The 23,112-nt window shown below is 63.6% G+C and carries 23 protein-coding genes; 21 read left to right on the forward strand and 2 right to left on the reverse strand.

Annotated features, from left to right (window positions below; genetic code table 11):
* Positions 1–64: 64 nt before the first annotated feature.
* The 12 genes from TO66_RS08875 to TO66_RS08930 all read left to right on the forward strand — a co-directional run bounded on the left by TO66_RS08875 (position 65) and on the right by TO66_RS08930 (position 11,544).
* Positions 65–2,296 (forward strand): DNA internalization-related competence protein ComEC/Rec2, encoded by a 2,232-nt coding sequence (locus TO66_RS08875; protein WP_044461982.1) that lies wholly within the window; start codon positions 65–67, stop codon positions 2,294–2,296.
* Positions 2,297–2,398: 102 nt separating this feature from the next.
* Positions 2,399–3,034 (forward strand): MotA/TolQ/ExbB proton channel family protein, encoded by a 636-nt coding sequence (locus TO66_RS08880; protein ID WP_044461983.1) that lies wholly within the window; start codon positions 2,399–2,401, stop codon positions 3,032–3,034.
* Entirely contained in the window at positions 3,031–3,459 is a 429-nt protein-coding gene (locus tag TO66_RS08885; RefSeq protein ID WP_044461984.1) for a biopolymer transporter ExbD, read from the forward strand. The genes TO66_RS08880 and TO66_RS08885 overlap by 4 nt, the downstream gene beginning before the upstream one ends.
* On the forward strand, positions 3,459–4,469 hold the full coding sequence (lpxK, locus tag TO66_RS08890; protein WP_044461985.1) for a tetraacyldisaccharide 4'-kinase: 1,011 nt from the start codon (positions 3,459–3,461) through the stop codon (positions 4,467–4,469). Before TO66_RS08885 ends, lpxK begins: the two co-directional genes overlap by 1 nt.
* Before the next feature lie 24 nt (positions 4,470–4,493).
* Positions 4,494–4,679: a Trm112 family protein gene (locus TO66_RS08895; protein WP_044461986.1), complete on the forward strand. Its 186-nt coding sequence runs from the start codon at positions 4,494–4,496 to the stop codon at positions 4,677–4,679.
* The gene (gene kdsB, locus TO66_RS08900) at positions 4,676–5,440 is read left to right on the forward strand and encodes a 3-deoxy-manno-octulosonate cytidylyltransferase (protein ID WP_044461987.1); all 765 of its coding nucleotides are present in this window, start codon (positions 4,676–4,678) and stop codon (positions 5,438–5,440) included. Before TO66_RS08895 ends, kdsB begins: the two co-directional genes overlap by 4 nt.
* Positions 5,440–5,904, forward strand: coding sequence for a low molecular weight protein-tyrosine-phosphatase (locus TO66_RS08905; protein ID WP_044461988.1), 465 nt, complete (start codon positions 5,440–5,442; stop codon positions 5,902–5,904). The genes kdsB and TO66_RS08905 overlap by 1 nt, the downstream gene beginning before the upstream one ends.
* Complete coding sequence (gene murB / locus TO66_RS08910) at positions 5,901–6,920, forward strand: UDP-N-acetylmuramate dehydrogenase (protein ID WP_044461989.1); 1,020 nt, start codon at positions 5,901–5,903, stop codon at positions 6,918–6,920. Before TO66_RS08905 ends, murB begins: the two co-directional genes overlap by 4 nt.
* A 253-nt stretch (positions 6,921–7,173) precedes the next feature.
* On the forward strand, positions 7,174–7,644 hold the full coding sequence (locus tag TO66_RS08915) for a (2Fe-2S)-binding protein (RefSeq protein ID WP_044461990.1): 471 nt from the start codon (positions 7,174–7,176) through the stop codon (positions 7,642–7,644).
* Complete coding sequence (locus TO66_RS08920) at positions 7,641–9,959, forward strand: xanthine dehydrogenase family protein molybdopterin-binding subunit (protein ID WP_044461991.1); 2,319 nt, start codon at positions 7,641–7,643, stop codon at positions 9,957–9,959. The genes TO66_RS08915 and TO66_RS08920 overlap by 4 nt, the downstream gene beginning before the upstream one ends.
* Positions 9,959–10,954 carry an XdhC family protein gene (locus TO66_RS08925; protein WP_044461992.1) on the forward strand — a complete coding sequence of 332 codons (996 nt, stop codon included), beginning with the start codon at positions 9,959–9,961 and terminating at the stop codon, positions 10,952–10,954. Before TO66_RS08920 ends, TO66_RS08925 begins: the two co-directional genes overlap by 1 nt.
* Positions 10,951–11,544: an NTP transferase domain-containing protein gene (locus TO66_RS08930; RefSeq protein ID WP_044461993.1), complete on the forward strand. Its 594-nt coding sequence runs from the start codon at positions 10,951–10,953 to the stop codon at positions 11,542–11,544. Before TO66_RS08925 ends, TO66_RS08930 begins: the two co-directional genes overlap by 4 nt.
* A 149-nt stretch (positions 11,545–11,693) precedes the next feature.
* Here TO66_RS08930 and rne read toward each other — a convergent pair whose 3' ends face one another.
* The gene (gene rne, locus TO66_RS08935; RefSeq protein ID WP_044461994.1) at positions 11,694–14,936 is read right to left on the reverse strand and encodes a ribonuclease E; all 3,243 of its coding nucleotides are present in this window, start codon (positions 14,934–14,936) and stop codon (positions 11,694–11,696) included.
* A 715-nt stretch (positions 14,937–15,651) separates the two neighbouring features.
* Between rne and rluC the strand changes: the two genes are divergently transcribed.
* From rluC to TO66_RS08950, 3 genes are read left to right on the forward strand one after another with little or no spacing between them, the layout of a single operon-like run.
* Positions 15,652–16,611 (forward strand): 23S rRNA pseudouridine(955/2504/2580) synthase RluC, encoded by a 960-nt coding sequence (gene rluC, locus TO66_RS08940; protein ID WP_044461995.1) that lies wholly within the window; start codon positions 15,652–15,654, stop codon positions 16,609–16,611.
* Positions 16,601–17,263: an HAD-IA family hydrolase gene (locus TO66_RS08945; protein WP_044461996.1), complete on the forward strand. Its 663-nt coding sequence runs from the start codon at positions 16,601–16,603 to the stop codon at positions 17,261–17,263. The genes rluC and TO66_RS08945 overlap by 11 nt, the downstream gene beginning before the upstream one ends.
* Positions 17,264–17,283: 20 nt before the next feature.
* Positions 17,284–18,273 carry a S49 family peptidase gene (locus tag TO66_RS08950; RefSeq protein WP_044461997.1) on the forward strand — a complete coding sequence of 330 codons (990 nt, stop codon included), beginning with the start codon at positions 17,284–17,286 and terminating at the stop codon, positions 18,271–18,273.
* 51 nt (positions 18,274–18,324) lie between these two features.
* Here TO66_RS08950 and TO66_RS08955 read toward each other — a convergent pair whose 3' ends face one another.
* Positions 18,325–18,903 carry a nucleoside triphosphate pyrophosphatase gene (locus TO66_RS08955; protein ID WP_044461998.1) on the reverse strand — a complete coding sequence of 193 codons (579 nt, stop codon included), beginning with the start codon at positions 18,901–18,903 and terminating at the stop codon, positions 18,325–18,327.
* A 105-nt stretch (positions 18,904–19,008) separates the two neighbouring features.
* Between TO66_RS08955 and TO66_RS08960 the strand changes: the two genes are divergently transcribed.
* The 6 genes from TO66_RS08960 (at position 19,009) to acpP (ending at position 23,001) form a co-directional block, all read left to right on the forward strand.
* On the forward strand, positions 19,009–19,536 hold the full coding sequence (locus TO66_RS08960) for a YceD family protein (protein ID WP_009047832.1): 528 nt from the start codon (positions 19,009–19,011) through the stop codon (positions 19,534–19,536).
* Positions 19,537–19,549: 13 nt separating this feature from the next.
* On the forward strand, positions 19,550–19,732 hold the full coding sequence (rpmF, locus tag TO66_RS32355; protein ID WP_003179396.1) for a 50S ribosomal protein L32: 183 nt from the start codon (positions 19,550–19,552) through the stop codon (positions 19,730–19,732).
* 3 nt (positions 19,733–19,735) lie between these two features.
* Positions 19,736–20,746: a phosphate acyltransferase PlsX gene (gene plsX / locus TO66_RS08965; RefSeq protein ID WP_080926000.1), complete on the forward strand. Its 1,011-nt coding sequence runs from the start codon at positions 19,736–19,738 to the stop codon at positions 20,744–20,746.
* 126 nt (positions 20,747–20,872) lie between these two features.
* The gene (gene fabD / locus TO66_RS08970) at positions 20,873–21,811 is read left to right on the forward strand and encodes an ACP S-malonyltransferase (protein WP_044462000.1); all 939 of its coding nucleotides are present in this window, start codon (positions 20,873–20,875) and stop codon (positions 21,809–21,811) included.
* Positions 21,812–21,827: 16 nt separating this feature from the next.
* Positions 21,828–22,568 carry a 3-oxoacyl-ACP reductase FabG gene (gene fabG / locus TO66_RS08975; protein WP_044462001.1) on the forward strand — a complete coding sequence of 247 codons (741 nt, stop codon included), beginning with the start codon at positions 21,828–21,830 and terminating at the stop codon, positions 22,566–22,568.
* 196 nt (positions 22,569–22,764) lie between these two features.
* Entirely contained in the window at positions 22,765–23,001 is a 237-nt protein-coding gene (acpP, locus tag TO66_RS08980) for an acyl carrier protein (protein ID WP_003175607.1), read from the forward strand.
* Positions 23,002–23,112: the final 111 nt, after the last annotated feature.

A 23,112-nucleotide genomic window follows, 5' to 3' on the forward strand; every position in this document is an offset into this window, starting at 1 on the left:
GGCGCAGCGTCCATTGGGCTAAGCCTGAGAGTGGGAATACTCCAGAACGCTCAAGGACGGGCCTATGCGTATCGCCATGCTGGCATTGGCAACGGGGTTGCTGACCCTGCGTTTCCTGCCGGTGCTGCCGGCCTTCGGATGGCTGGTCGCGCTGGTGGTCCTGGCCCTGATGCTGCTGCCGTTTCGCAGCTATCCCGTGGCCTTGTTCCTGTTCGGGCTGGTCTGGGCTTGCGCCAGCGCGCAACGCGCCCTGGATGATCGCCTGTCGGAACCGCTCGACGGCCAGACCCGCTGGCTCGAGGGCCGGGTCGTGGGGCTGCCGCAACAGGCCGACGGCATCCTGCGCTTCGAACTGGAAGACGCGCAGGCGCGGCGCGGGCCGATTCCCCGGCGCCTGCGCCTGGCCTGGTACGGCGGACCACCGCTGCACAGCGGCGAACGCTGGCGCCTGGCGGTGAAGCTCAAGCGGCCGCTCGGCCTGGTCAACCTGCAGGCCTTCGATCATGAGGCCTGGCTGCTGGCCCAGCGCATCGGTGCCACGGGGACGGTCAAGGATGGGCAGCGGCTGGTCGCCACCGAGGGCGGCTGGCGGGCACGCATTCGCCAGCGCTTGCTGCAAGTCGAGGCCCATGGGCGCGGCGGTGGCCTGGCGGCCCTGGTACTGGGCGACGGCTCGGGGCTCAGCCGGGAAGACTGGCGGGTGTTGCAGGATACGGGGACCGTGCACCTGATGGTGATATCCGGGCAGCACATCAGTTTGCTGGCTGCCGTGATGTACGCCCTGGTGGCCGGGCTGGCCCGTTATGGCCTGTGGCCCATGCGCTGGCCCTGGCTGCCCTGGGCGTGCGGGCTGGCCTTCGCCTCGGCCCTGGGCTATGGCCTGCTCGCGGGGTTCGACGTGCCGGTGCGCCGCGCCTGCGTGATGGTCGCCCTGGTGCTGATCTGGCGCCTGCGCTTTCGTCACCTGGGGGCCTGGTGGCCATTCCTGCTGGCGCTGAATGCCGTGCTGCTGTTCGAGCCGCTGGCCAGCCTGCAACCGGGATTCTGGTTGTCCTTTACCGCGGTGGCGGTGTTGATTCTGGTTTTTGGCGGGCGCCTGGGCGGCTGGCGCTGGTGGCAATCCTGGACCCGCATCCAGTGGCTGATCGCCATTGGCCTGTGCCCGGTACTGCTGGCGCTGGGGTTGCCCATCAGCCTCAGCGGGCCCCTGGCCAATCTGTTGGCGGAGCCTTGGATCAGCCTGTTGGTGCTGCCGCCGGCATTGCTCGGGACCTTGTTCCTGGCAGTGCCTTGGCTGGGCGAGGGGTTGTTGTGGCTGGCGGGCGGTTTGCTCGACCTGTTGTTCCGCGGCCTTGGCCTGCTGGCGGCTCGATGGCCCGCCTGGATAGCCCCGGACATACCGCTCTGGGCCTGGGGCATCAGCGCCCTGGGGGCCTTGCTGCTGTTGCTGCCCGCCGGTGTACCGCTGCGGCCGCTGGGCTGGCCGATGTTGCTGCTGATGGTGTTTCCACCGAAAAACACGCTGCCTTATGGCCTGGCGCAGGTCTGGCAACTGGATGTCGGGCAGGGGCTGGCGGTGGTGATTCGCACCCGGGAGCACGCACTGCTGTACGACGCCGGCCCGCGTTTCGGCGATTCCGACCTGGGGGAGCGCGTGGTGCTGCCGTCGTTGCGCAAGCTGGGCATCGAGCGCCTCGACCTGATGTTGCTCAGCCACGCCGATGCCGACCACGCCGGCGGGGCCGACGCTGTCCTGCGTGGGTTGCCAGTGGCCAGGCTGCTGGGCGGCGACCCCGAGGGCTTGCCGGCCCATCTGTCGGCGCAACCTTGTGCCAGCGGCGAGCAGTGGCAATGGGACGGCGTGCGCTTTTCCCTGTGGCAATGGTCGCAGGCGCGGACCGGCAACCAGAAATCCTGCGTGCTGCAGGTCGAAGCCAGGGGCGAGCGCCTGCTGCTGACCGGGGATATCGACGCCCAGGCCGAGCGCGCCCTGCTGGATACGCCGCTGGCCGTCCGGACCCACTGGCTGCAGGCACCGCACCATGGCAGCCGCAGTTCGTCGTCGGTGGCCCTGCTCAAGGCGCTGGCACCCTCGGCGGTGCTGATTTCCCGCGGGCATGGCAATGGTTTCGGGCATCCGCACCCGCAGGTCGTCGAACGTTATCGCCAGCAGGGCACCACGCTTTACGACAGCGCGCGGCATGGCGCGCTGCAAGTGATGCTGGGTACCTACGCCGAACCCGTGAGCCTGCGGGCGCAGCGGCGCTTTTGGCGCAAATGGCCACTATCTCCTTAAATAGCCTGGAGTTATTAAAGGCCCGGGGCATGCGACATCAGGTTCTTCGGTGCATTCGGCCCCTATGTTAGAGTGGCGCACTTTTTCGAGGGGACTGTCACTGTGTGGGAATTGGTCAAATCCGGCGGCTGGATGATGTTGCCGATCATTCTGAGCTCCATCGTCGCGGTGGCCATCGTCGCCGAGCGCCTGTGGACCCTGCGGGCCAGCCGCGTCACGCCGCCGCATCTGCTGGGGCAGGTGTGGCGCTGGATCAAGGACAAACAGCTCAATAAGGACAAGCTCAAGGAACTGCGCGCCCATTCTCCCCTGGGAGAAATCCTCGCCGCGGGCCTGGCCAACTCCAAGCATGGTCGCGAGATCATGAAGGAGTGCATCGAAGAGGCCGCCGCCCGGGTCATCCATGAACTGGAGCGCTACCTCAACGCCCTGGGCACCATCGCCGCCATGGCCCCGCTGCTGGGCCTGCTGGGTACGGTGCTGGGCATGATCGATATTTTCAGCTCGTTCATGGGCTCGGGCATGACCACCAACGCCCATGTTCTGGCGGGTGGTATTTCCAAGGCGCTGATCACCACCGCGTCCGGACTGATGGTCGGTATTCCGGCGGTGTTCTTCCACCGCTTCCTGCAACGCCGGGTCGATGAGCTGGTGGTGGGCATGGAGCAGGAAGCCATCAAGCTGGTCGAAGTGGTGCAGGGCGACCGCGACGTCGACCTGGCCGAGGGCAAAGCGTGAAATTCCGCCGCAAGCCACGGGAAACCATCGATATCAACCTCGCGTCGTTGATCGACGTGGTGTTTATCCTGCTGCTGTTTTTCGTCGTGACCACCACCTTTACCCGGGAAACCCAGTTGCGCGTCGACCTGCCGGAGGCCGTCAGCGGTTCCCCGGCCGAAGATCAGCAGACCAAGCAACTGGATATCGCCATCAGCGCCGACGGGGTGTTTTCGGTGAACAACCAGGTGCTGCCCAAGAGCGACCTGGCCAGCCTGATCGACGCCTTGCAGAAGGAGTCGGCCGGCGACACCAACCTGCCGCTGTCCATCAGCGCCGACGGCAAGACCCAGCATCAGGCGGTCATCACCGCGATGGACGCCGCCGGCAAGCTCGGTTTCAGCCATCTGCGCATGACCACCGTCGAGGCGGCGCCAGCACCCTGATGGCCATGTCCGATCGCTTGCTCGCTGCCTGGTACGACGGCCATCCCGCGCTGAAGCTGCTGCAGCCCCTGGAGTGGCTCTACCGGCGGGTAGTGGTGCGCAAGCGCGAACGCTTCCTGGCCGGGGAGAGTGCGGTCTACCAGCCGCCCGTGCCGCTGGTGGTGGTGGGCAACATCACCGTGGGCGGCACCGGCAAGACACCGCTGATCCTGTGGATGATCGAACACTGCCAGCGCAGCGGGCTGCGGGTCGGCGTGGTCAGCCGCGGTTATGGCGCCAAGCCGCCGCAACTGCCCTGGCGGGTCGCGGCCGAGCAGGGCGCCGACGTCGCTGGCGACGAGCCGCTGCTGATCGTCCAGCGTACCGGCGTGCCGCTGATGATCGATCCCGACCGCAGCCGCGCCATCCGCGCCTTGCTGGCCGCCGAGCCGCTGGACCTGATCCTCTCCGACGACGGCATGCAGCATTACCGCATGGCCCGCGATCTGGAACTGGTGCTGATCGATGCCGCGCGAGGGCTGGGCAACCGGCGCTGCCTGCCGGCCGGTCCGTTGCGTGAGCCCGTCGAGCGTCTGCAAAGCGTCGACGCGGTGCTGTTCAACGGCGCCAGCGAGGATCGCGAAGACGGTTTCGCCTTTCGCCTGATGCCCACCGCCCTGGTCAATCTGCAAAGCGGCGAACGCCGCGGGTTTGAGCATTTCGCGCCGGGGCAGGCGGTGCACGCGGTGGCCGGCATCGGCAACCCGCAACGTTTCTTCACTACCCTTGAAACGCTACACTGGCGGCCTGTCCCGCATGCTTTCGCCGACCACGCCGAATACAGCGCCCAGGCGCTGAGTTTCAGCCCTTCGCTGCCACTGGTCATGACCGAGAAAGACGCGGTGAAGTGCCGTGCTTTCGCGGCTGGCGACTGGTGGTACCTGGCGGTGGACGCTGTGCCATCCCCGGCCTTCGTGGCCTGGTTCGATACGCAGCTGATGCGGCTGTTGCCCGCTCGCCTGTTGCCTTAAACCCTTTCTATCCAGGGAATTCTCATGGACACCAAACTGCTCGATATCCTCGCTTGCCCGATCTGCAGGGGACCGCTGAAGCTCAGCGCCGACAAGACCGAGCTGATCAGCAAGGGCGCAGGCCTCGCCTATCCGATTCGCGACGGCATCCCGGTCATGCTGGAAAGCGAGGCCCGCACCCTCAGCACCGACGAGCGCCTGGATAAATGACCACAGCCTTTACCGTTGTCATTCCGGCGCGTTTCGCCTCCACCCGCCTGCCCGGCAAACCGCTGCAACTGATCGCCGGCAAGCCGATGATCCAGCACGTCTGGGAACAGGCCCGCAAGAGCGCCGCCCAGCGTGTGGTGGTGGCCACCGACGACGCGCGGATCGTCGAGGCATGCCAGGGTTTCGGCGCCGAAGCGGTACTGACCCGCGAGGACCATAATTCGGGCACCGATCGCCTGGCGGAAGTCGCCACTTTGCTGGGGCTTGCCGCGGATGCGATCGTGGTCAACGTCCAGGGCGACGAACCCTTGATCCCGCCGGCGGTGATCGACCAGGTGGCCGCCAACCTCGCGGCGCACACCGAAGCGCGAATGGCCACCCTGGCCGAGCCGATCGAAGACGTCGAGACCCTGTTCAATCCGAACGTGGTCAAGGTGGTCAGCGACCTCAACGGGCTGGCCCTGACCTTCAGTCGCGCCACCTTGCCCTGGGCCCGGGACGCCTTTGCGAAAAGCCGCGACCTGCTGCCGGCCGGCGTGCCTTATCGCCGTCATATCGGCATTTATGCCTACCGTGCCGGTTTCCTGCACGACTTCGTCGGCTGGGGCCCGTGCTGGCTGGAGAACACCGAGTCGCTGGAGCAGCTGCGAGCCCTGTGGCACGGCGTGCGCATCCACGTCGCCGATGCCCTGGAAGCGCCGCCGGCTGGCGTCGATACCGCCGAAGACCTTGAGCGCGTTCGTCGCCTGCTGGAGGCCTGATGCGGGTTCTGTTTGTCTGCCTGGGCAATATCTGCCGGTCGCCGACGGCGGAGGGCGTGTTGCGTCACAAGCTGCGCGAAGCGGGGTTGGCCGAGCGGATCGAAGTCGCCTCCGCGGGAACCGGCGAATGGCACATCGGCAAGGCGCCGGACAAGCGCAGCCAGCGTGCAGCCCTGCGGCGCGGTTATGACCTGTCGGCCCAGCGCGCCCGGCAGGTCAGCAGCGAGGACTTTGCCCGCTACGACCTGATCCTGGCGATGGACGAAAGCAACTTGCGCAACCTCAAGGCGCTGCAACCGGCGCAGGGCAAGGCCGAGCTGGATCTGTTCCTGCGGCGCTACGAGGCGGCGGTGAACGAGGTGCCGGATCCTTATTACGACGGCGAGCAGGGTTTCGAGCAGGTACTGGACCTGATCGAGTACGCCAGCGACCGGCTGGTGATCGAGCTGAAGGGGCGGCTATGAGCTTGCATCTGCAATCCGGGGTTTCCCTCAAGCCGTTCAACAGCTTCGGGGTCGATGTGCGTGCGCAGCTGTTCGCCGAAGCCCACAGCGACGCCGACGTGCGTGAGGCGCTGGCCTACTCGGCCGAGCATCGACTGCCGTTGCTGGTGATCGGTGGCGGCAGCAACCTGCTGCTGACCGGCGATATCCAGGCGCTGGTATTGCGCATGAGCAGCCGCGGCATACGCCTGCTGAGCGACGATGGCCAGCGGGTGGTGGTCGAGGCCGAGGCCGGCGAGACCTGGCATCCCTTCGTGCTGTGGACTCTGGAGCAGGGGCTGTCCGGCCTGGAAAACCTCAGCCTGATCCCGGGCACCGTGGGCGCTGCGCCGATGCAGAACATCGGCGCCTACGGGGTCGAGATCAAGGATGTGTTCGCCGGCCTGACCGCGCTGGACCGGCAGAGCGGCGAGCTGCGGGATTTCAGCCTGGAAGAATGCCGGTTCGCCTACCGCGACAGTCTGTTCAAGCAGCAGGCCGGTCGCTGGCTGATCCTGCGGGTGCGTTTCGCGTTGGCCCGCAGCCAGCACCTGCACCTGGAGTACGGCCCGGTGTGCCAGCGCTTGAGCGAGCAGGGCATCGAGCACCCGACCGCGACCGATGTCAGTCGCGCCATCTGTAGCATCCGCAGCGAAAAGCTGCCGGATCCGGCGGTGCTGGGCAATGCCGGCAGCTTCTTCAAGAATCCGGTGGTGCCCGCCGCCCTGGCGGCCCGGATTCGCCAGCAACATGCCGGGCTGGTGGGCTATCCCCAGCCGGACGGGCAAGTGAAGCTGGCGGCGGGCTGGCTGATCGAGCAGGCCGGCTGGAAAGGCTTTCGCGAGGGTGATGCCGGGGTTCATCGCCTGCAGTCGCTGGTGCTGGTCAATCATGGCCAGGCCACGGGCTTGCAGCTGTTGAGCCTGGCGCAAAGGATCCAGAAGGATATCGCCGAGCGCTTCCAGGTCGAGCTGGAGATGGAACCCAATCTCTATTGATCCCGCTCTGTTGAGCTACGCTGGAAACACCCCAGAGAAGCCTTGCACGGTTCACCCCTTGCAAGGCTTTTTTGTTAACGGCGACTTAACCTGGCTGCCTGACAATGCAACTATTTGTCCCCCAAAGGCCCGGTGAAGACGCCTGCGTCGTCATAAGAGAGCCCATTAGCCTGAGTCGATCTGCTTGCACCAGTCGTTGTACCCAACGGCAGATTGCTCGACCCCATAAACGAAAAAATATGCGGGCGTGCCCATGATTACCCTGAAACTCAACGGTCAAGATCATCAACTGGATGTCACCGAGGACATGCCGCTGCTCTGGGCTATCCGCGACGTGGCGGGTTACAACGGCACCAAGTTCGGGTGCGGCATGGGCCTGTGCGGCGCGTGCACCATTCATATCGACGGTGCGCCGGCGCGCAGTTGCATCACGCCGATCGGCTCGGTGGTCGGGCAGAACGTCAGCACCATCGACAACCTGCACAGCGACCCGATCGGCAAGGTCGTGCAGCAGGCCTGGCTGGACACCGCGGTCGCCCAGTGCGGCTACTGCCAGGGTGGGCAGATCATGTCAGCCACCGCCTTGCTCAAGACCCATCCCAACCCCAGCGACGAGCAGATCGAAGAGGCCATGGTCGGCAACATCTGTCGCTGCGGCACCTACAACCGGATCAAGACCGCGATCCGCCAGGCGTCCAGCCACCTGCAGGAGGCCAAGGCATGAGCCGCTTGCCGAACGATTTCGCCCTGAGCAACCTCAGCCGCCGTGGCTTTCTCAAGGGCGTCGGCGCCACCGGCGCGCTGGTGCTGGCGGCCAGTTGGGGTTGGCGGGATGCATTGGCCGAAGAGAAGAAATTCGGCGCCGATGGCATGCCCCATGGCTGGGTCGACGACCCGAAGGTGTACCTGAGTATCGCCGCCGACGGCAGTGTGACCGTGGTCTGCAACCGCTCGGAAATGGGCCAGGGCGTGCGCACCAGCCTGAGCATGGTGGTCGCTGACGAACTGGAGGCCGATTGGGCGCTGGTGAAGGTCCGGCAGGCGCCGGGCGACGAGGAGATTTTCGGCAACCAGGACACCGACGGTTCCCGCAGCATGCGCCACTGGTACGAACCGATGCGCCGCTGCGGCGCGGCCGCGCGGACCATGCTCGAACAGGCCGCGGCCGATCAGTGGAAGGTGCCGCTGGGCGAGTGCCGGGCCCACCTGCACAAGGTGGTTCACCAGCCTTCGGGCCGCGAGCTGGGCTATGGCGCCCTGGCCGGCGCGGCGAGCGCCCTGGCGGTGCCGGCCCGGGATAGCTTGCGTCTCAAGCAGCCCGGGGAGTTTCGCTACATCGGCAAGGAAGGCACCCGCGCCATCGATGGCGCGGATATCGTCAATGGCCGGGCGGTCTACGGCGCCGATGTGCATATCGACGGCATGCTCTTCGCCACCGTGGCGCGCCCGCGGGTGTATGGCGGCCAGGTCAAATTCGTCGATGACAGCGCGGCGCTGAAAGTCCCCGGTGTGATCAAGGTGGTACGCATCGACAGTCGCCCCCTGCCTTCCGAGTTCCAGCCGCTGGGCGGCGTGGCGGTGCTCGCGAGCAATACCTGGGCGGCGATCAAGGGGCGCGAGGCGCTGAAGATCGAATGGGATGACGGCGCCAACGCCGGGTACGACTCGATTGCCTATCGCAAGGAACTGGAGGCCGCGGCGCTCAAGCCGGGCAAGGTGGTGCGCAACACTGGCAATATCGACCAGGCCATGAGTGGCGCCGACAGCAGCCTGGAGGCCTCCTATTATCTGCCGCACCTGGCGCAGGCGCCGATGGAGCCGATGGTCGCCGTGGCGCGTTTCCAGGACGGCCATTGCGAAGCCTGGGCGCCTAGTCAGGCACCCCAGGTGACCCGCGAACGCATCGCCGAGCGCCTGGGCATTGCCTTCGACAAGGTAACGGTCAACATCACCTTGCTCGGCGGTGGCTTCGGGCGCAAATCCAAGCCCGACTTCGTCATTGAAGCCGCGATCCTCGCCAAGGAAGTGCCAGGCAAGGCCGTGCGGGTGCAATGGACCCGCGAGGACGACCTTCACAACTCCTACTTCCACACGGTGTCGGCGGAATACCTCAAGGCCGGCCTGGGCAAGGACGGCCTGCCATCCGCATGGCTGCACCGCACCGTGGCGCCGAGCATCACGGCGTTGTTTGCCCCGGGCATGAACCATGAGGCGGCGTTCGAACTGGGCATGGGCTTTACCAACATGGCCTATGCGATTCCCAACGTGCGCCTGGAGAACCCCGAGGCCGCCGTCCATACCCGGGTTGGCTGGTATCGCTCGGTGTCGAACATCCCGCATGGTTTTGCTATCCAGAGCTTCGTCGACGAACTGGCCCACAAAGCCGGTGAGGACCCGCTGCAGTACCAGCTCAAATTGCTCGGACCGGATCGCAAGATCGACCCGCGGACCCTGAGCGAAGAGTGGAACTACGGTGAGTCGCCGGAACGCTACCCGATCGACACCGGGCGGATGCGCGGCGTGCTCGAGACGGCCGCCAAGGCGGCGGGCTGGGGTCGCAGCCTGCCCAAGGGGCGCGGCCTGGGGCTGGCGGTGCATTACAGCTTCGTCACCTATGTGGCGGCGGTGATCGAGGTCGAGGTCAAGGACGATGGCACCCTGATTGTGCACAAGGCCGATATCGCCGTGGACTGCGGCCCGCAAATCAACCCCGAACGTATCCGCTCGCAGTTCGAGGGCGCCTGTGTGATGGGCCTGGGCAACGCGGTGGTGGGAGAGATCAGCTTCAAGGACGGCAAGGTCCAGCAGGACAACTTCCACATGTATGAAGTGGCGCGCATGTCCCTGGCGCCGAAGGAAGTGGCCGTGCATCTGGTGACGCCGCCAGGCGAGGTGCCGCTGGGCGGGGTCGGCGAGCCGGGCGTGCCGCCTATCGCGCCGGCGCTGTGCAATGCGATCTTCGCCGCCACCGGCAAGCGCATCCGCAATCTGCCGGTGCGTTACCAGTTGCAAGGCTGGCAACAGGCGGCGAAGGCCTGATGGACAGTGTCGACCTGAATGTCCTGCGCAGCGTGCTGGAGTGGCGCCGCGCGGGGCAGCGCGTGATGTTGTACAGCGTGGTCCAGACCTGGGGCAGTGCGCCGCGTCCGCCCGGCGCCATGCTGGCGTTGCGCGGCGACGGCGTGGTGATCGGTTCGGTCTCGGGTGGCTGTATCGAGGACGATCTGATTGCCCGTCTGCACGATGGTCGCCTGCCTGAGGAGGGACCGCCGGTGCAACTGGTGACTTACGGGGTGACTCGCGAGGAGGCGGCGCGTTTTGGCCTGCCATGCGGCGGCACCCTGCGCCTGACCGAGGAACGGGTCGGCGACCCGGCCTGGGTCGCCGAGTTGCTGGCCCGCTGCGAAGCCCATGAGATCGTTGCCCGGGAGTTGCACCTGGGCAGTGGCGAAGTGCGGTTGAGCGCGGCCGGCAAGACCGATGTGCTGAGCTTCGATGGCGAGACCTTGCGGGCGATCTACGGTCCGCGCTGGCGTTTGTTGCTGATCGGTGCCGGGCAATTGTCGCGGTACGTGGCGCAGATGGCGCGCTTGCTGGATTTCGAAGTGCTGATCTGCGACCCGCGCAAGGAGTTCGTCTACGGCTGGGAGGAGGGGCACGGGCGGTTTGTGCCGGGAATGCCGGACGAGGCTGTGCTGAGCATCGAGACCGACGAGCGGACGGCCATCGTCGCGCTGACTCATGACCCCAGGCTGGACGACATGGCGTTGCTGACCGCGCTCAACTCCCGGGCGTTCTATGTCGGCGCGCTGGGATCGCGAGTCAACAGTCGGAAGCGACGGGAGAATCTGGCGCTGCTGGGGTTGGAGCCACAGGCCATCGAGCGCTTGCACGGGCCGATCGGCCTGCCTATCGGCAGCCACACACCGCCCGAAATTGCCCTGTCGGTAATGTCGGAGATCGTCGCGATCAAGAATGGTATCGACCCGTCGCAGAAAAAAACCTTGGCGGTGGCCGAGCAGGTGGGCGCTTGAGCGAATGGCCGTGCGTGGTGATCCTGGCGGCGGGGCAAGGCAGTCGTTATCGCCAAGTGGCCGGGGCCGGGCAGGACAAGTTGCTGGCGCCGTGCCGCGGACGGGATGCGGTGGTCAGGCCGGTGCTCGAGCAGGTGCTGTCGAATCTGCCAGCATCGCTTGCTCGCAGGGTCCTGGTGACCACGGCGGACCGGCCCGAGGTGAAAGCCCTGGCTGAGGCGTATGGCTGCCAGGTGGTGCTCCTGGACTCACCCGGCATGGGTGACAGCCTGGCTGCCGCCGTTGCAGCCTGCGCCGACGCCAGGGGCTGGCTGGTGCTGCTGGGGGACATGCCCTTTATCCAGCCGTCGAGCATCGAGCTTGTGGCGCAAGGGCTGGGCGAGCGGACGATTCGGGTGCCGGTGCATGGCGGGACCTATGGCCATCCGGTGGCCTTTGGCACGGCCCTTGGGCCTGCGTTGCAGGGGTTGTCCGGGGATCGAGGGGCCAGGCCGCTATTTGCCTTGGGCCAGGTGGTCGAAGTGGCGTTGGAGGACGCGGGAGTGTTGTGGGATGTGGATGTGCCGCAGGCGCTGGTTTTTAGCGGCTGAAGCCTGGGCAGGGGGGAGCAGGGGCAGGCTTGGGCCTGTATGACGGCGACGCCGTTCCTGTGGGCGTGAGCTTGCCCGCGATGCTTTCGAAACCGCTATAAAAAAGCCCCGCCTGGGTGACCAGGCGGGGCTTTTTATCGGCTCAGGAATCAGGCGAGGGGTTTAGGCTCATGCTCTTCTTTCTGGGCCTTGGGGTGATGCTCTACCACTTCTTCTTCGACGGCACGCGGGGTTTCGTCAGCGGCAGGAGCGGCTTGCTCGATCACCGGCTCGGCGGCAGGGGCCACCTCGACAGCGGCTGGCGCAGGTTCGACGGCCACCACGGCTTCAGCCGGAGCTTCTGCGGCAGCAGCGGCGGCCAGTTCGGCTTCCTTCTGCAGACGCTCGGCTTCGCGCTTGCGACGGCGCACTTCGCGCGGGTCGTTCGGCGCTCGACCATTGCTGGTCAGGGCGCTGGCCGGGGCGGCCTCGACAACCGGTGCGACCGCTTCGGCGACAGGTGCTTCAACCGGAGCGACAACCACCGGCTCGGCAGCCACAGGGGCGGCAACTACCGGCTCGACGGCGACAGGTTGTGCCGCCACGACTTCTTCGGTCACGGTTTCCGTGACGGGAGCAGGCGCTTCGACAGCGGGTGCTTCGGCTTCAACCACCGCTGGCTCGACCGCTTGCTCGAAGGCGCGAGGCGCTTGCGGGGCGGGCTCTGCGACCGGCTGTTGGGCTGGCGCCTCGACTGCTGGCTCGACGGCGGCGGGTTGCTCGGCAATCACTTCTGGCGCCGCGTGTTCTTCGCGAGCCTGAGCCAGTTCAACAGCGGGTGCCGCAGGAGCTTCTACCACTGTCGTGGCTTCGACTGCCGGTGCTTCGGCTACAGGTGCTTCGACTACCGAAGGTTCGGTGGTCGGAGCGGTTTCCTGGACAGCGGCGGTGGCACGCTCGGCCTGCTCGTGAGCCTGGGCTTCGGCAGGGGCGCTGATCACGCTGCTGGCAACGGCGGCAGTCACCGCCAGGCCGGCGGCCAGATCGGCGCTGCTTGGTTCTTCGGCGTTTTCTTCCGAGCCTTCGATCACATTGCCGTTGGCGTCGCGCTGACGCTCGCGACGGTTGCTGCGACGACGCTGGCCACGGGAGCGGCGGCGTGGACGATCGCCCTCGGCGTTCTCCTGGCCGTCTTCCTGCAGTTGCTCTTCATTCGGCAGCAGCTCTTCTTCAGCTACGGCAGCGGCCTGTTCGGCGCGTGGTTGACGCTCTTCGCGCGGTGGACGCGGCTGACGCTCTTCCCGTGGCTGACGAGCCGGGCGCTCTTCAGCGGCAGCGGCTGGAGCGGTATCCAGCGGTTCGCGCAGTTCGCGCACGCGTTCTTCACGCTCGCCACGTGGCTTGCGCTCTTCACGTGGTGGACGCGGCTGACGCTCTTCGCGCGGCGGACGTGGTGCGCGCTCTTCGCGAGCGGTGGCCTGGACTTCCTCGCGGGCTTCGCGAACTTCACGTGGCTGACGCTCTTCGCGTGGCGCGCGCTCTTCACGTGGGGCACGTTCTTCGCGCGGCTTGCGCTCTTCGTCACGGCGACCGTTACGGTTGCGGCTCTGCTGGCGACCGTTGCGGCGTTCCTCGTTACGGGCAGGGCGCTCGGCGGCCGGTTTTTCCACTACGGCTGGAGCGGCTGGCTCTTCCTTGGTGGCGAACAGGCTGACCAGCGATTTCACCAGGCCCTTGAACAGGCTTGGCTCGGCAACGGCGGCTGGAGCGGCGACAGGCGCTGCGACGGCTTCGGTTGGAACCGGGGCGTTGGCGCGGGCCGGGGCAGTCTTGACCGCCGCTTCCTGGCGAACCAGGGTACGGGTCGCGGCGGCTGGCTGGACTTCTTCGGCCTCGGCGGCGGCAGCGGCGATTTCGTAGCTGGACTGGTTGTTGGCGGCTTCCGGGCTGTCATCGCGCAGGCGCTGCACTTCGAAGTGCGGCGTTTCGAGATGGTCGTTCGGCAGGATGACGATACGAGCGCGGGTGCGCAGTTCGATCTTGGTGATCGAGTTGCGTTTTTCGTTGAGCAGGAAAGCGGCGACCGGAATCGGCACTTGGGCGCGGACTTCGGCGGTGCGGTCTTTCAGGGCTTCTTCTTCGATCAGGCGCAGGATGGCCAGCGACAGCGATTCGACGTCGCGGATGATGCCGGTGCCGTTGCAGCGCGGGCAGACGATGCCGCTGCTTTCGCCGAGCGATGGACGCAGGCGCTGACGGGACATTTCCAGCAGGCCGAAGCGCGAGATGCGACCGACCTGGACGCGAGCGCGGTCGGCTTCCAGGCATTCGCGGACTTTTTCTTCCACGGCGCGCTGGTTCTTGGCGGGGGTCATGTCGATGAAGTCGATGACGATCAGGCCGCCGATGTCGCGCAGGCGCAGCTGGCGAGCGATTTCTTCCGCTGCCTCGAGGTTGGTCTGCAGGGCGGTCTCTTCGATGTCGCTGCCTTTGGTGGCGCGGGCCGAGTTGATGTCGATGGACACCAGGGCTTCGGTCGGATCGATGACGATGGAGCCGCCGGAAGGCAGTTCGACGACGCGCTGGAAAGCGGTTTCGATCTGGCTTTCGATCTGGAAACGGTTGAACAGCGGCACGCTGTCTTCGTACAGCTTGATCTTGCTGGCGTACTGCGGCATCACCTGGCGAATGAAGGTCAGGGCTTCGTCCTGGGCTTCGACGCTGTCGATCAACACTTCGCCGATGTCCTGGCGCAGGTAATCGCGGATGGCGCGGATGATTACGTTGCTTTCCTGGTAGATCAGGAAAGGCGCGGCGCGATCCAGCGATGCCTCCTTGATGGCGGTCCAGAGTTGCAGCAGGTAGTCGAGGTCCCACTGCATTTCTTCGCTGCTGCGGCCCAGGCCCGCAGTACGCACGATCAGGCCCATGTCGGCAGGGGCTACCAGGCCGTTCAGGGCTTCGCGCAGTTCGTTGCGCTCTTCGCCTTCGATGCGGCGAGAAATACCACCGGCACGCGGGTTGTTCGGCATCAGCACCAGGTAACGACCGGCCAGGCTGATGAAGGTGGTCAGGGCTGCGCCCTTGTTGCCACGTTCTTCTTTCTCGACCTGGACGATGACTTCCTGGCCTTCGCTCAGGACGTCCTTGATATTGACGCGGCCTTCGGGGGCTTTCTTGAAGTATTCGCGGGAGATTTCTTTGAGGGGCAGGAAGCCGTGGCGCTCAGAGCCGAAATCGACAAAGGCAGCCTCGAGGCTTGGTTCGATGCGAGTGATGCGGCCTTTATAGATGTTGGCCTTCTTCTGCTCGCGGGCACCGGACTCGATGTCCAGGTCGTAGAGGCGTTGGCCATCTACCAGGGCAACACGCAACTCTTCGGGTTGAGTTGCGTTAATCAGCATTCTTTTCATGTAGTACCGTCGGTTTCCGGGCTGCCGGAAACGGCGTTCGGCACACACGACTTCTCACGGTCGGTGTCAGGTGCGTCAGGAGCGGTTGGCCGCTCCAGTGTCTAGCGAATCCGGCCAGTTGGGGCGAACTCGCGACTCACGCGTCCTGCTTGCTGGGGTGACAAAAGGCACCTCTTAAGCAAAAGCTCAATCAGGAGGAGGAATCAACCGGTGGCTGTGGACGATATGAAGCGTCTTGATAAAGCCTAATGCTACACAGTCCGACGGTTGTGCATCTCCACCCTACACGTATCCCTGATAATTCGGGTGCTGCCGCGCGCAGAATCCGCAGCGGGTTGGCATTTACCGTGAACTCCGAAAGGGGAGGTCACGCATCATGGCTAATTTAGGCGGTGTTTCCGAAGCGTTCGCTTGGGTTCGTTCGCTGCTGACTGCACTTTGTGAACTGGCCGTTAATATTTGCTCGAAAGGCGAGTGAGAACTCTGCTTTTCGGCGGGCTTCAGGCCTCATGTCACCTGCGCTTGTTACAACTGCAAAACTCTACCGTTCGTAGCGAAAGCCCCGTAGGACGGCCTTGCGTCCTGGTGAATTGCGTTGGTCAGGGCCGGCTGTTGGCCGTTGGTCCGCTGTCCAGGCCGCTTTTGGCGGCGTTCGCGACTATAGCAGTAATCATTAAGTGCTTCAAATCCATAAAAAATTGTTATCATTTGCGCCATGACGACTACTGCCCCCTCCACCTCAGGCGTTCAACTGCTCGAGGTTTCGCCGGAATATGCCGGCCAACGAATCGACAATTTCCTTCTCGCTCGGCTCAAAGGCGTGCCCAAGACCTTGATTTATCGCATTTTGCGCAAAGGCGAAGTGCGGGTGAACAAGGGGCGGATCAAGCCCGAATACAAGCTGCAGGCGGGCGACATCGTGCGTGTGCCGCCGGTGCGTGTGCCCGAGCGTGACGAACCTGTGCCGGTGGCCCAGGGGTTGTTGCAGCGCCTGGAAGCGTCGATTGTCTACGAAGACAAAGCACTGATCGTGATCAACAAGCCCGCCGGTATCGCTGTGCACGGTGGTAGTGGGTTGAATTTCGGGGTGATCGAAGCCTTTCGTCAGTTGCGCCCCGATGCCAAGGAGTTGGAACTGGTGCATCGCCTCGATCGGGACACCTCCGGGCTGTTGATGATCGCCAAGAAGCGCAGCATGTTGCGCCATCTGCACGAAGCCTTGCGCGGTGACGGTGTCGACAAGCGCTATATGGCGCTGGTTCGGGGCAATTGGGCCACTTCGGTCAAGCAGGTTCGCGCGCCGTTGCTCAAGAGCAACCTGCGCTCCGGGGAGCGCATGGTCGAAGTCAATGAAGAGGGCAAGGAGGCTTTGACCCTGTTCAAGGTGCTGCGCCGTTTCGGCGATTTCGCCACCATGGTCGAAGCCAAGCCGGTAACTGGCCGTACTCACCAGATTCGTGTGCATACCCTGCATGCCGGCCATTGCATTGCCGGCGACAGCAAGTACGGTGATGACGATTTCACCAAGGAAATTCGCGATCTGGGCGGCAAGCGCCTGTTCCTGCATGCCTACATGCTGACCGTGCCGCTGCCCGATGGCGGCGAGTTGAAGCTGCAGGCGCCGGTGGATGAGATGTGGGCCAAGACCGTGGAGCGGCTGAGCAGTGCACCCTGAATACAAGCTGCTGATTTTCGATTGGGACGGCACCCTGGCCGATTCCATTGGTCGGATAGTCGAGTCGATGCACGTAGCCTCTGATCGTTCGGGGTTCGCGCGTTGCGACGATTTTGCGGTCAAGGGCATCATTGGCCTGGGGCTGCCTGAGGCGATCCGTACGCTGTATCCGGAAATCGGCGATGCCGAATTGATCGATTTCCGTCAGCACTATGCCGATCACTACATTGCCCTGGAGGCTGAGCCTTCTCCGTTGTTTGCGGGGGTGGCGCAGTCCCTCGAAGCGTTTCGGCGCGAGGGGTACCATCTGGCGGTGGCTACCGGCAAGGCGCGGCGAGGGTTGGATCGGGTGTTGAAGGCGCATGGCTGGGAAGATTATTTCGATATCACCCGGGCTGCCGACGAAACGGCGAGCAAGCCTCATCCATTGATGCTCGAGCAGATTCTTGCGCATTGCGAGGTGCGTCCCGAACAGGCGTTGATGGTGGGGGATTCCTCCTTCGATCTGCTGATGGCGCGCAATGCGGGCATGGCCTCGGTTGCGGTCAGTTATGGCGCGCAATCGCTGGAAGCCTTGCAGGTCTATGAGCCGCGCCTGGCTATTGATAGTTTCCCTCAGTTGCAGGCCTGGCTTGGCCAACACGACAACTGAGTTTTTCGGGGTTGAGAAGCATGAGCGACGAGTGGAAGGCGCCAACTGAATCGGCAGCCGACGATACCGGCGACAAAAGCTGGAAGCTGCTGGAAAAGACCCTGCTGGCCGGTGTGCAGGAGCAGCGGCGCGCACGGCGCTGGGGGATCTTTTTCAAGCTCCTGACCTTCGTTTATCTGTTTGTGGCGCTGCTGCTGTTCACGCCATTGATGGATATGGAAAAGTCCGCCGCCCGTGGCGCCGGTTATACGGCGCTGATCGAAGTGACGGGGATGATCGCGGACAAGGAGCCGGCCAGCGCCGATAACATTGTCACCAGCCTGAGGGCCGCTTTCGAGGATTCGAAGGTCAAGGGTATCGTGCTGCGTATCAACAGCTCGGGTGGCAGCCCGGTGCAGTCGGGTTATGTCTATGATGAAATCCGTCGTCTGCGCGGCCTGCATCCCGATATCAAGGTATATGCGGTCATTGCCGACCTTGGGGCTTCCGGCGCCTATTACATTGCCAGCGCTGCCGACCAGATCTATGCCGACAAGGCCAGCCTGGTAGGCTCCATCGGTGTCACGGCGGCCGGATATGGCTTTGTCGGCACCATGGAGAAGCTGGGTGTGGAGCGTCGTACCTACACTTCGGGCGAGCATAAGTCGTTCCTCGATCCGTTCCAGCCGCAAAAGCCCGAGGAAACCCAGTTCTGGCAGGGCGTGCTGGATACCACTCACCGCCAGTTCATCGCCAGCGTCAAGCAAGGGCGGGGCGAGCGTCTCAAGGACAAGGATCATCCTGAGCTGTTCTCCGGCCTGGTCTGGTCGGGCGAGCAGGCGCTGCAATTGGGGTTGATCGACGGTCTGGGTAGCGCCAGCTCGGTTGCTCGGGATGTGGTCGGTGAGAAGGAGTTGGTGGATTTCACCGTCCAGGAATCGCCTTTCGACTGTTTCTCGAAAAAGCTGGGTGCCAGCGTTGCCGAGCGTCTGGCCATGTGGATGGGTTTTCAGGGGCCGACGCTGCGCTGAGTCGTCGCCCCAATAAAAAAGCCGACCTTGGGTCGGCTTTTTTATTGGGTGTCAGGGAATTTCGATGCCTTCGGTGAGCAGCATGTCCACCAGGCGGATGAGCGGCAGGCCGATCAGGCTGCTGGCATCGCTGCCTTCGGTGCTGCGGAACAGGCTGATGCCCAGGCCTTCGGCCTTGAAGCTGCCGGCGCAGTCATAGGGTTGTTCGGCGAGCAGGTAGCGTTCGATGCGGGCGGGGCTCAGGTCGCGCATGTGCACGGTGAAAGGAATGCAATCGACCTGGCAGGTGCCGGTTTTGCTGTTGAGCAGGGCCAGGCCAGTAAGGAAGGTCACACTGGCGCCGCTGGCGGCGAGCAGTTGTTCGCGGGCCTTTTCGAAAGAATGGGGTTTGCCGATGATGCGCTCGCCAAGTGTCGCCACCTGGTCGGAACCGATGATCAGGTGGTCCGGATAAGCGGGCGCCAGGGCACGGGCTTTCTCTTCGGCCAGGCGCTTGACCAGGTCGACGGCAGGTTCGCCGGGCCGATGGCTTTCGTCGATATCCGGAGAGTGGCAGGCGAATGGCAGGCGCAGGCGGGTAAGCAATTCGCGGCGGTAAGCCGAGCTTGAGGCGAGTAATAAAGGCAGCATGCGCGTCTCCTGAGGCTGGCCGCGAATTCTAGCGGGGCTTGCAAGTGACGGACAGGGCTGAATTTCCTTTGACATGGCCGGGGGCATCCCTATAATGCTGCGCCTATGTTGAATGACCCGATTCCACCTCACGTTGACCCGCGCAAATTGGCCGACCGTGGCACCACCCTCCAGGGTGAACTGCTGCTGGCTGATTTGGAGAGACTCTGCGACCCGCTTTCCGACAATGTCGGTACGGTGCAGGCTAAATTCGTTTTCGAGCGTGACGAGCGTAAAGCTGTAGTTATCCACAGCTCCATCGACGTCGAAGTCAAAATGGTTTGCCAGCGTTGTCTTGAGCTGGTCACCCTGCCGATCCACAGTGAGTGCAGTTACGCTGTGGTGAAGGAGGGTGCGAATACCCAGTCGTTGCCGAAAGGTTATGACGTGCTGGAACTGGGCGAGGATCCTTTGGATCTGCAGGCGTTGATCGAGGAAGAGCTTTTGCTTGCCTTGCCCATCGTGCCTGCTCATCATCCGGAAGAATGCCAGCAGCCGGCGGGGCTCGATGAGCCCGAACCGAGCGAGGACGAGGTAACGCGGTCCAACCCGTTCAGTGTATTGGCGCAGTTAAAGCGTGACCCAAACGTTTAGGAGTTAATCAATTATGGCTGTTCAGCAGAACAAAAAATCCCGCTCTGCCCGTGACATGCGCCGTTCGCACGACGCTCTCGAGGCTAGCACCCTGTCCGTAGAAAAGACCACCGGTGAAGTTCACCTGCGTCACCACGTATCGCCAGAAGGCGTATACCGTGGTCGTAAAGTGATCGACAAGGGCGCTGACGAGTAATCCTTGTCCGCTCAAGTCATCGCGATTGACGCAATGGGCGGGGACTTCGGTCCCCGCAGCATTGTTCAGGCCAGTATTGCTTGCCTGTCTGCCTCCCCCTCGCTGCACCTGGCCCTCGTCGGTCAACCTTTCCTTCTAGAAGAACTGATTTCCGGTCATTCGGCTGTGGATCGCGCGCGCCTGACGGTTGTGCCTGCCGCGGAAGTCATTGGCATGGACGAAAAGCCTTCCCAGGCTTTGCGTGGCAAGCCGGATTCCTCCATGCGGGTAGCGCTCGAGCTGCTGCGTGATGGCAAGGTCCAGGCCTGTGTCAGTGCCGGTAACACCGGTGCGCTGATGGCGTTGTCGCGTTATGTATTGAAAACCCTTCCCGGCATCGACCGCCCGGCAATGGTGGCGGCTATCCCTACCCAGCGGGGCTATTGCCAGTTGCTGGATCTGGGGGCCAACGTCGATTGCAGTGCCGAGCATCTGTTCCAGTTCGCGGTCATGGGGTCGGTGGCGGCCGAGACGCTGGGAGTCGTTCGCCCGCGTGTCGCATTGCTCAATATCGGCACCGAGGACATCAAGGGTAACCAGCAGGTCAAGCTGGCGGCCAGCCTGTTGCAGAATGCCCGGGGCCTGAATTACATCGGTTTTGTCGAGGGGGACGGTTTGTATCGCGGTGAAGCCGATGTGGTGGTATGCGATGGTTTCGTCGGCAATATCCTGCTCAAGTCCAGCGAAGGGCTGGCGACCATGATTGCCGCGCGTATCGAGGCGCTGTTCAAGCAGAACATGGTTTCCCGTGTGGTGGGTGCCCTGGCGTTGCCGCTGATGCGGCGTTTGCAGGCCGATCTGGCGCCGGCGCGACATAATGGCGCGAGCTTTCTCGGCTTGCAGGGCATTGTCGTGAAAAGCCATGGCTCCGCGGGTGTCCAGGGGTTCCAGAGCGCTATTCAGCGGGCGTTGATCGAGATTCAGGAAAACCTTCCCGAGCGCCTGCACGGGCGCCTCGAGGATCTGCTGCTTTAGGCGTTTTCACGCGGTAATGCTTAAATGTGACCGCTCAGTTCAATTGACCATCCAACTGTCAGTTTCTTGCGTCCACCACGGTGCGACGTCAATTCTCCGACGACAAGATCATTAGGGGCTTGTTACATGTCTGCATCCCTCGCATTCGTCTTTCCAGGACAGGGCTCGCAGTCCCTCGGCATGTTGGCCGAGCTGGGCGCGCAGTACCCGCTGATCCTCGAAACCTTCAAAGAAGCTTCCGATGCACTGGGCTACGATCTGTGGGCCCTGACCCAAGAGGGTCCCGAAGAGCTGCTCAATCAGACCGATAAGACCCAGCCGGCCATCCTCACCGCTTCCATCGCCCTGTGGCGCCTGTGGCTGGCGGAAGGTGGCGCGCGTCCGGCGTTCGTTGCCGGTCACAGCCTGGGTGAATACAGCGCCCTGGTCGCCGCTGGCAGCCTGACGCTGGGCGAAGCCGTGAAGCTGGTAGAGCGCCGCGGTCAGTTGATGCAAGAAGCCGTTCCTGCAGGGCAGGGCGGCATGGCGGCGATTCTCGGCCTGGAAGATGCCGATGTACTGGCTGCCTGTGCCGAAGCGGCGCAGGGGGAAGTGGTCAGCGCGGTCAACTTCAACTCCCCGGGCCAGGTGGTCATCGCCGGCGCCAAGGCTGCGGTCGAGCGGGCCATCGAGGGTTGCAAGACCCGTGGCGCCAAGCGCGCCATGCCATTGCCTGTGAGCGTGCCGTCGCACTGCGAGCTGATGCGCCCGGCCGCCGAGCGTTTCGCCGAGGCGATTGCCGCCATCGACTGGCAGGCGCCGCAGATCCCATTGGTGCAGAACGTCAGCGCCGATGTGGCGCCAGACCTGGAAACCCTCAAGCGCGACCTGCTGGAGCAGTTGTACAAGCCGGTTCGCTGGGTGGAGTCGGTGCAGACCCTAGCCGCCAAGGGCGCAACCCAGCTGGTCGAGTGCGGTCCTGGCAAGGTCCTGGCCGGCCTCAACAAGCGCTGCGCCGAAGGTGTCTCGACCTCTAACCTGAATACCCCAGATGCCTTCGCTGCCGCTCGTGCGGCGCAGGCCTGAATTAGGAGAAGCTTGCATGAGTCTGCAAGGTAAAGTTGCACTGGTTACCGGTGCCAGTCGTGGTATTGGCCAGGCCATCGCGCTTGAGCTGGGTCGCCTGGGTGCGATCGTCGTGGGAACCGCGACTTCCGCTTCGGGTGCCGAGCGTATCGCTGCCACCCTGAAGGAAAACGGCATTCAGGGCACCGGTCTTGAGCTCAATGTCACCAGCGACGAGTCCGTTGCTGCCGTACTGGCCACCATTCAGGAGCAGTTCGGCGCGCCGGCGATCCTGGTGAATAACGCCGGTATTACCCGTGACAACCTGATGATGCGCATGAAAGACGACGAGTGGTACGACGTGGTCGATACCAACCTGAACAGTCTGTATCGCCTGACCAAGGGCGTTCTGCGCGGCATGACCAAGGCTCGTTGGGGGCGGATCATCAGTATCGGTTCGGTAGTGGGTGCCATGGGCAACGCCGGCCAAGTAAACTACGCCGCCGCCAAGGCCGGTCTGGAAGGTTTCAGCCGTGCCCTGGCACGTGAAGTCGGCTCGCGGTCGATTACCGTGAACTCGGTGACGCCGGGTTTCATCGATACCGACATGACTCGCGAATTGCCCGAAGCGCAGCGTGAAGCCCTGCAAACACAAATTCCGCTGGGTCGTCTGGGGCAGGCTCAAGAGATCGCGCAAGTGGTCGCTTTTCTTGCATCCGACGGCGCGGCATACGTGACTGGGGCTACAATCCCGGTGAACGGCGGGATGTACATGTAAGTGAAATGTGACGGATTGCTTCAAAAAAATGTCATACGAGCTGTCTAAAATCCGTTATAAAGCTGCAACCAATTTATAGGCAGATGGCTGAAGGGTCTGGGGAGTGAAGCTTTCAGTTGAAAAGCTGAAAAGCCTTTCTATACACTTACCCACCGGCCAGCTGCCTGAATTTGTCCATTAGGAGTGAAAACAAGGTATGAGCACCATCGAAGAGCGCGTCAAGAAAATCGTTGCCGAGCAACTGGGCGTCAAAGAAGAAGAAGTTGTTAACACCGCTTCCTTCGTTGAAGACCTGGGTGCCGACTCCCTTGACACCGTTGAGCTGGTGATGGCTCTGGAAGAGGAATTCGAGACCGAAATCCCTGACGAAGAAGCTGAGAAGATCACTACCGTTCAAGCAGCTATCGACTACGTTACCAGCCACCAGGCTTAATCGTATTTAGTCGTTTTTTGCTGTCATGGAAAAACCGCACTGCCGTTACGGCGTGCGGTTTTTTCTTTAGGCCCGATGCAAAGTGTCGTCATTAGAAAAAAGGAGAGTGCT

Source organism: Pseudomonas sp. MRSN 12121, from assembly GCF_000931465.1.
Taxonomy (GTDB): domain Bacteria; phylum Pseudomonadota; class Gammaproteobacteria; order Pseudomonadales; family Pseudomonadaceae; genus Aquipseudomonas.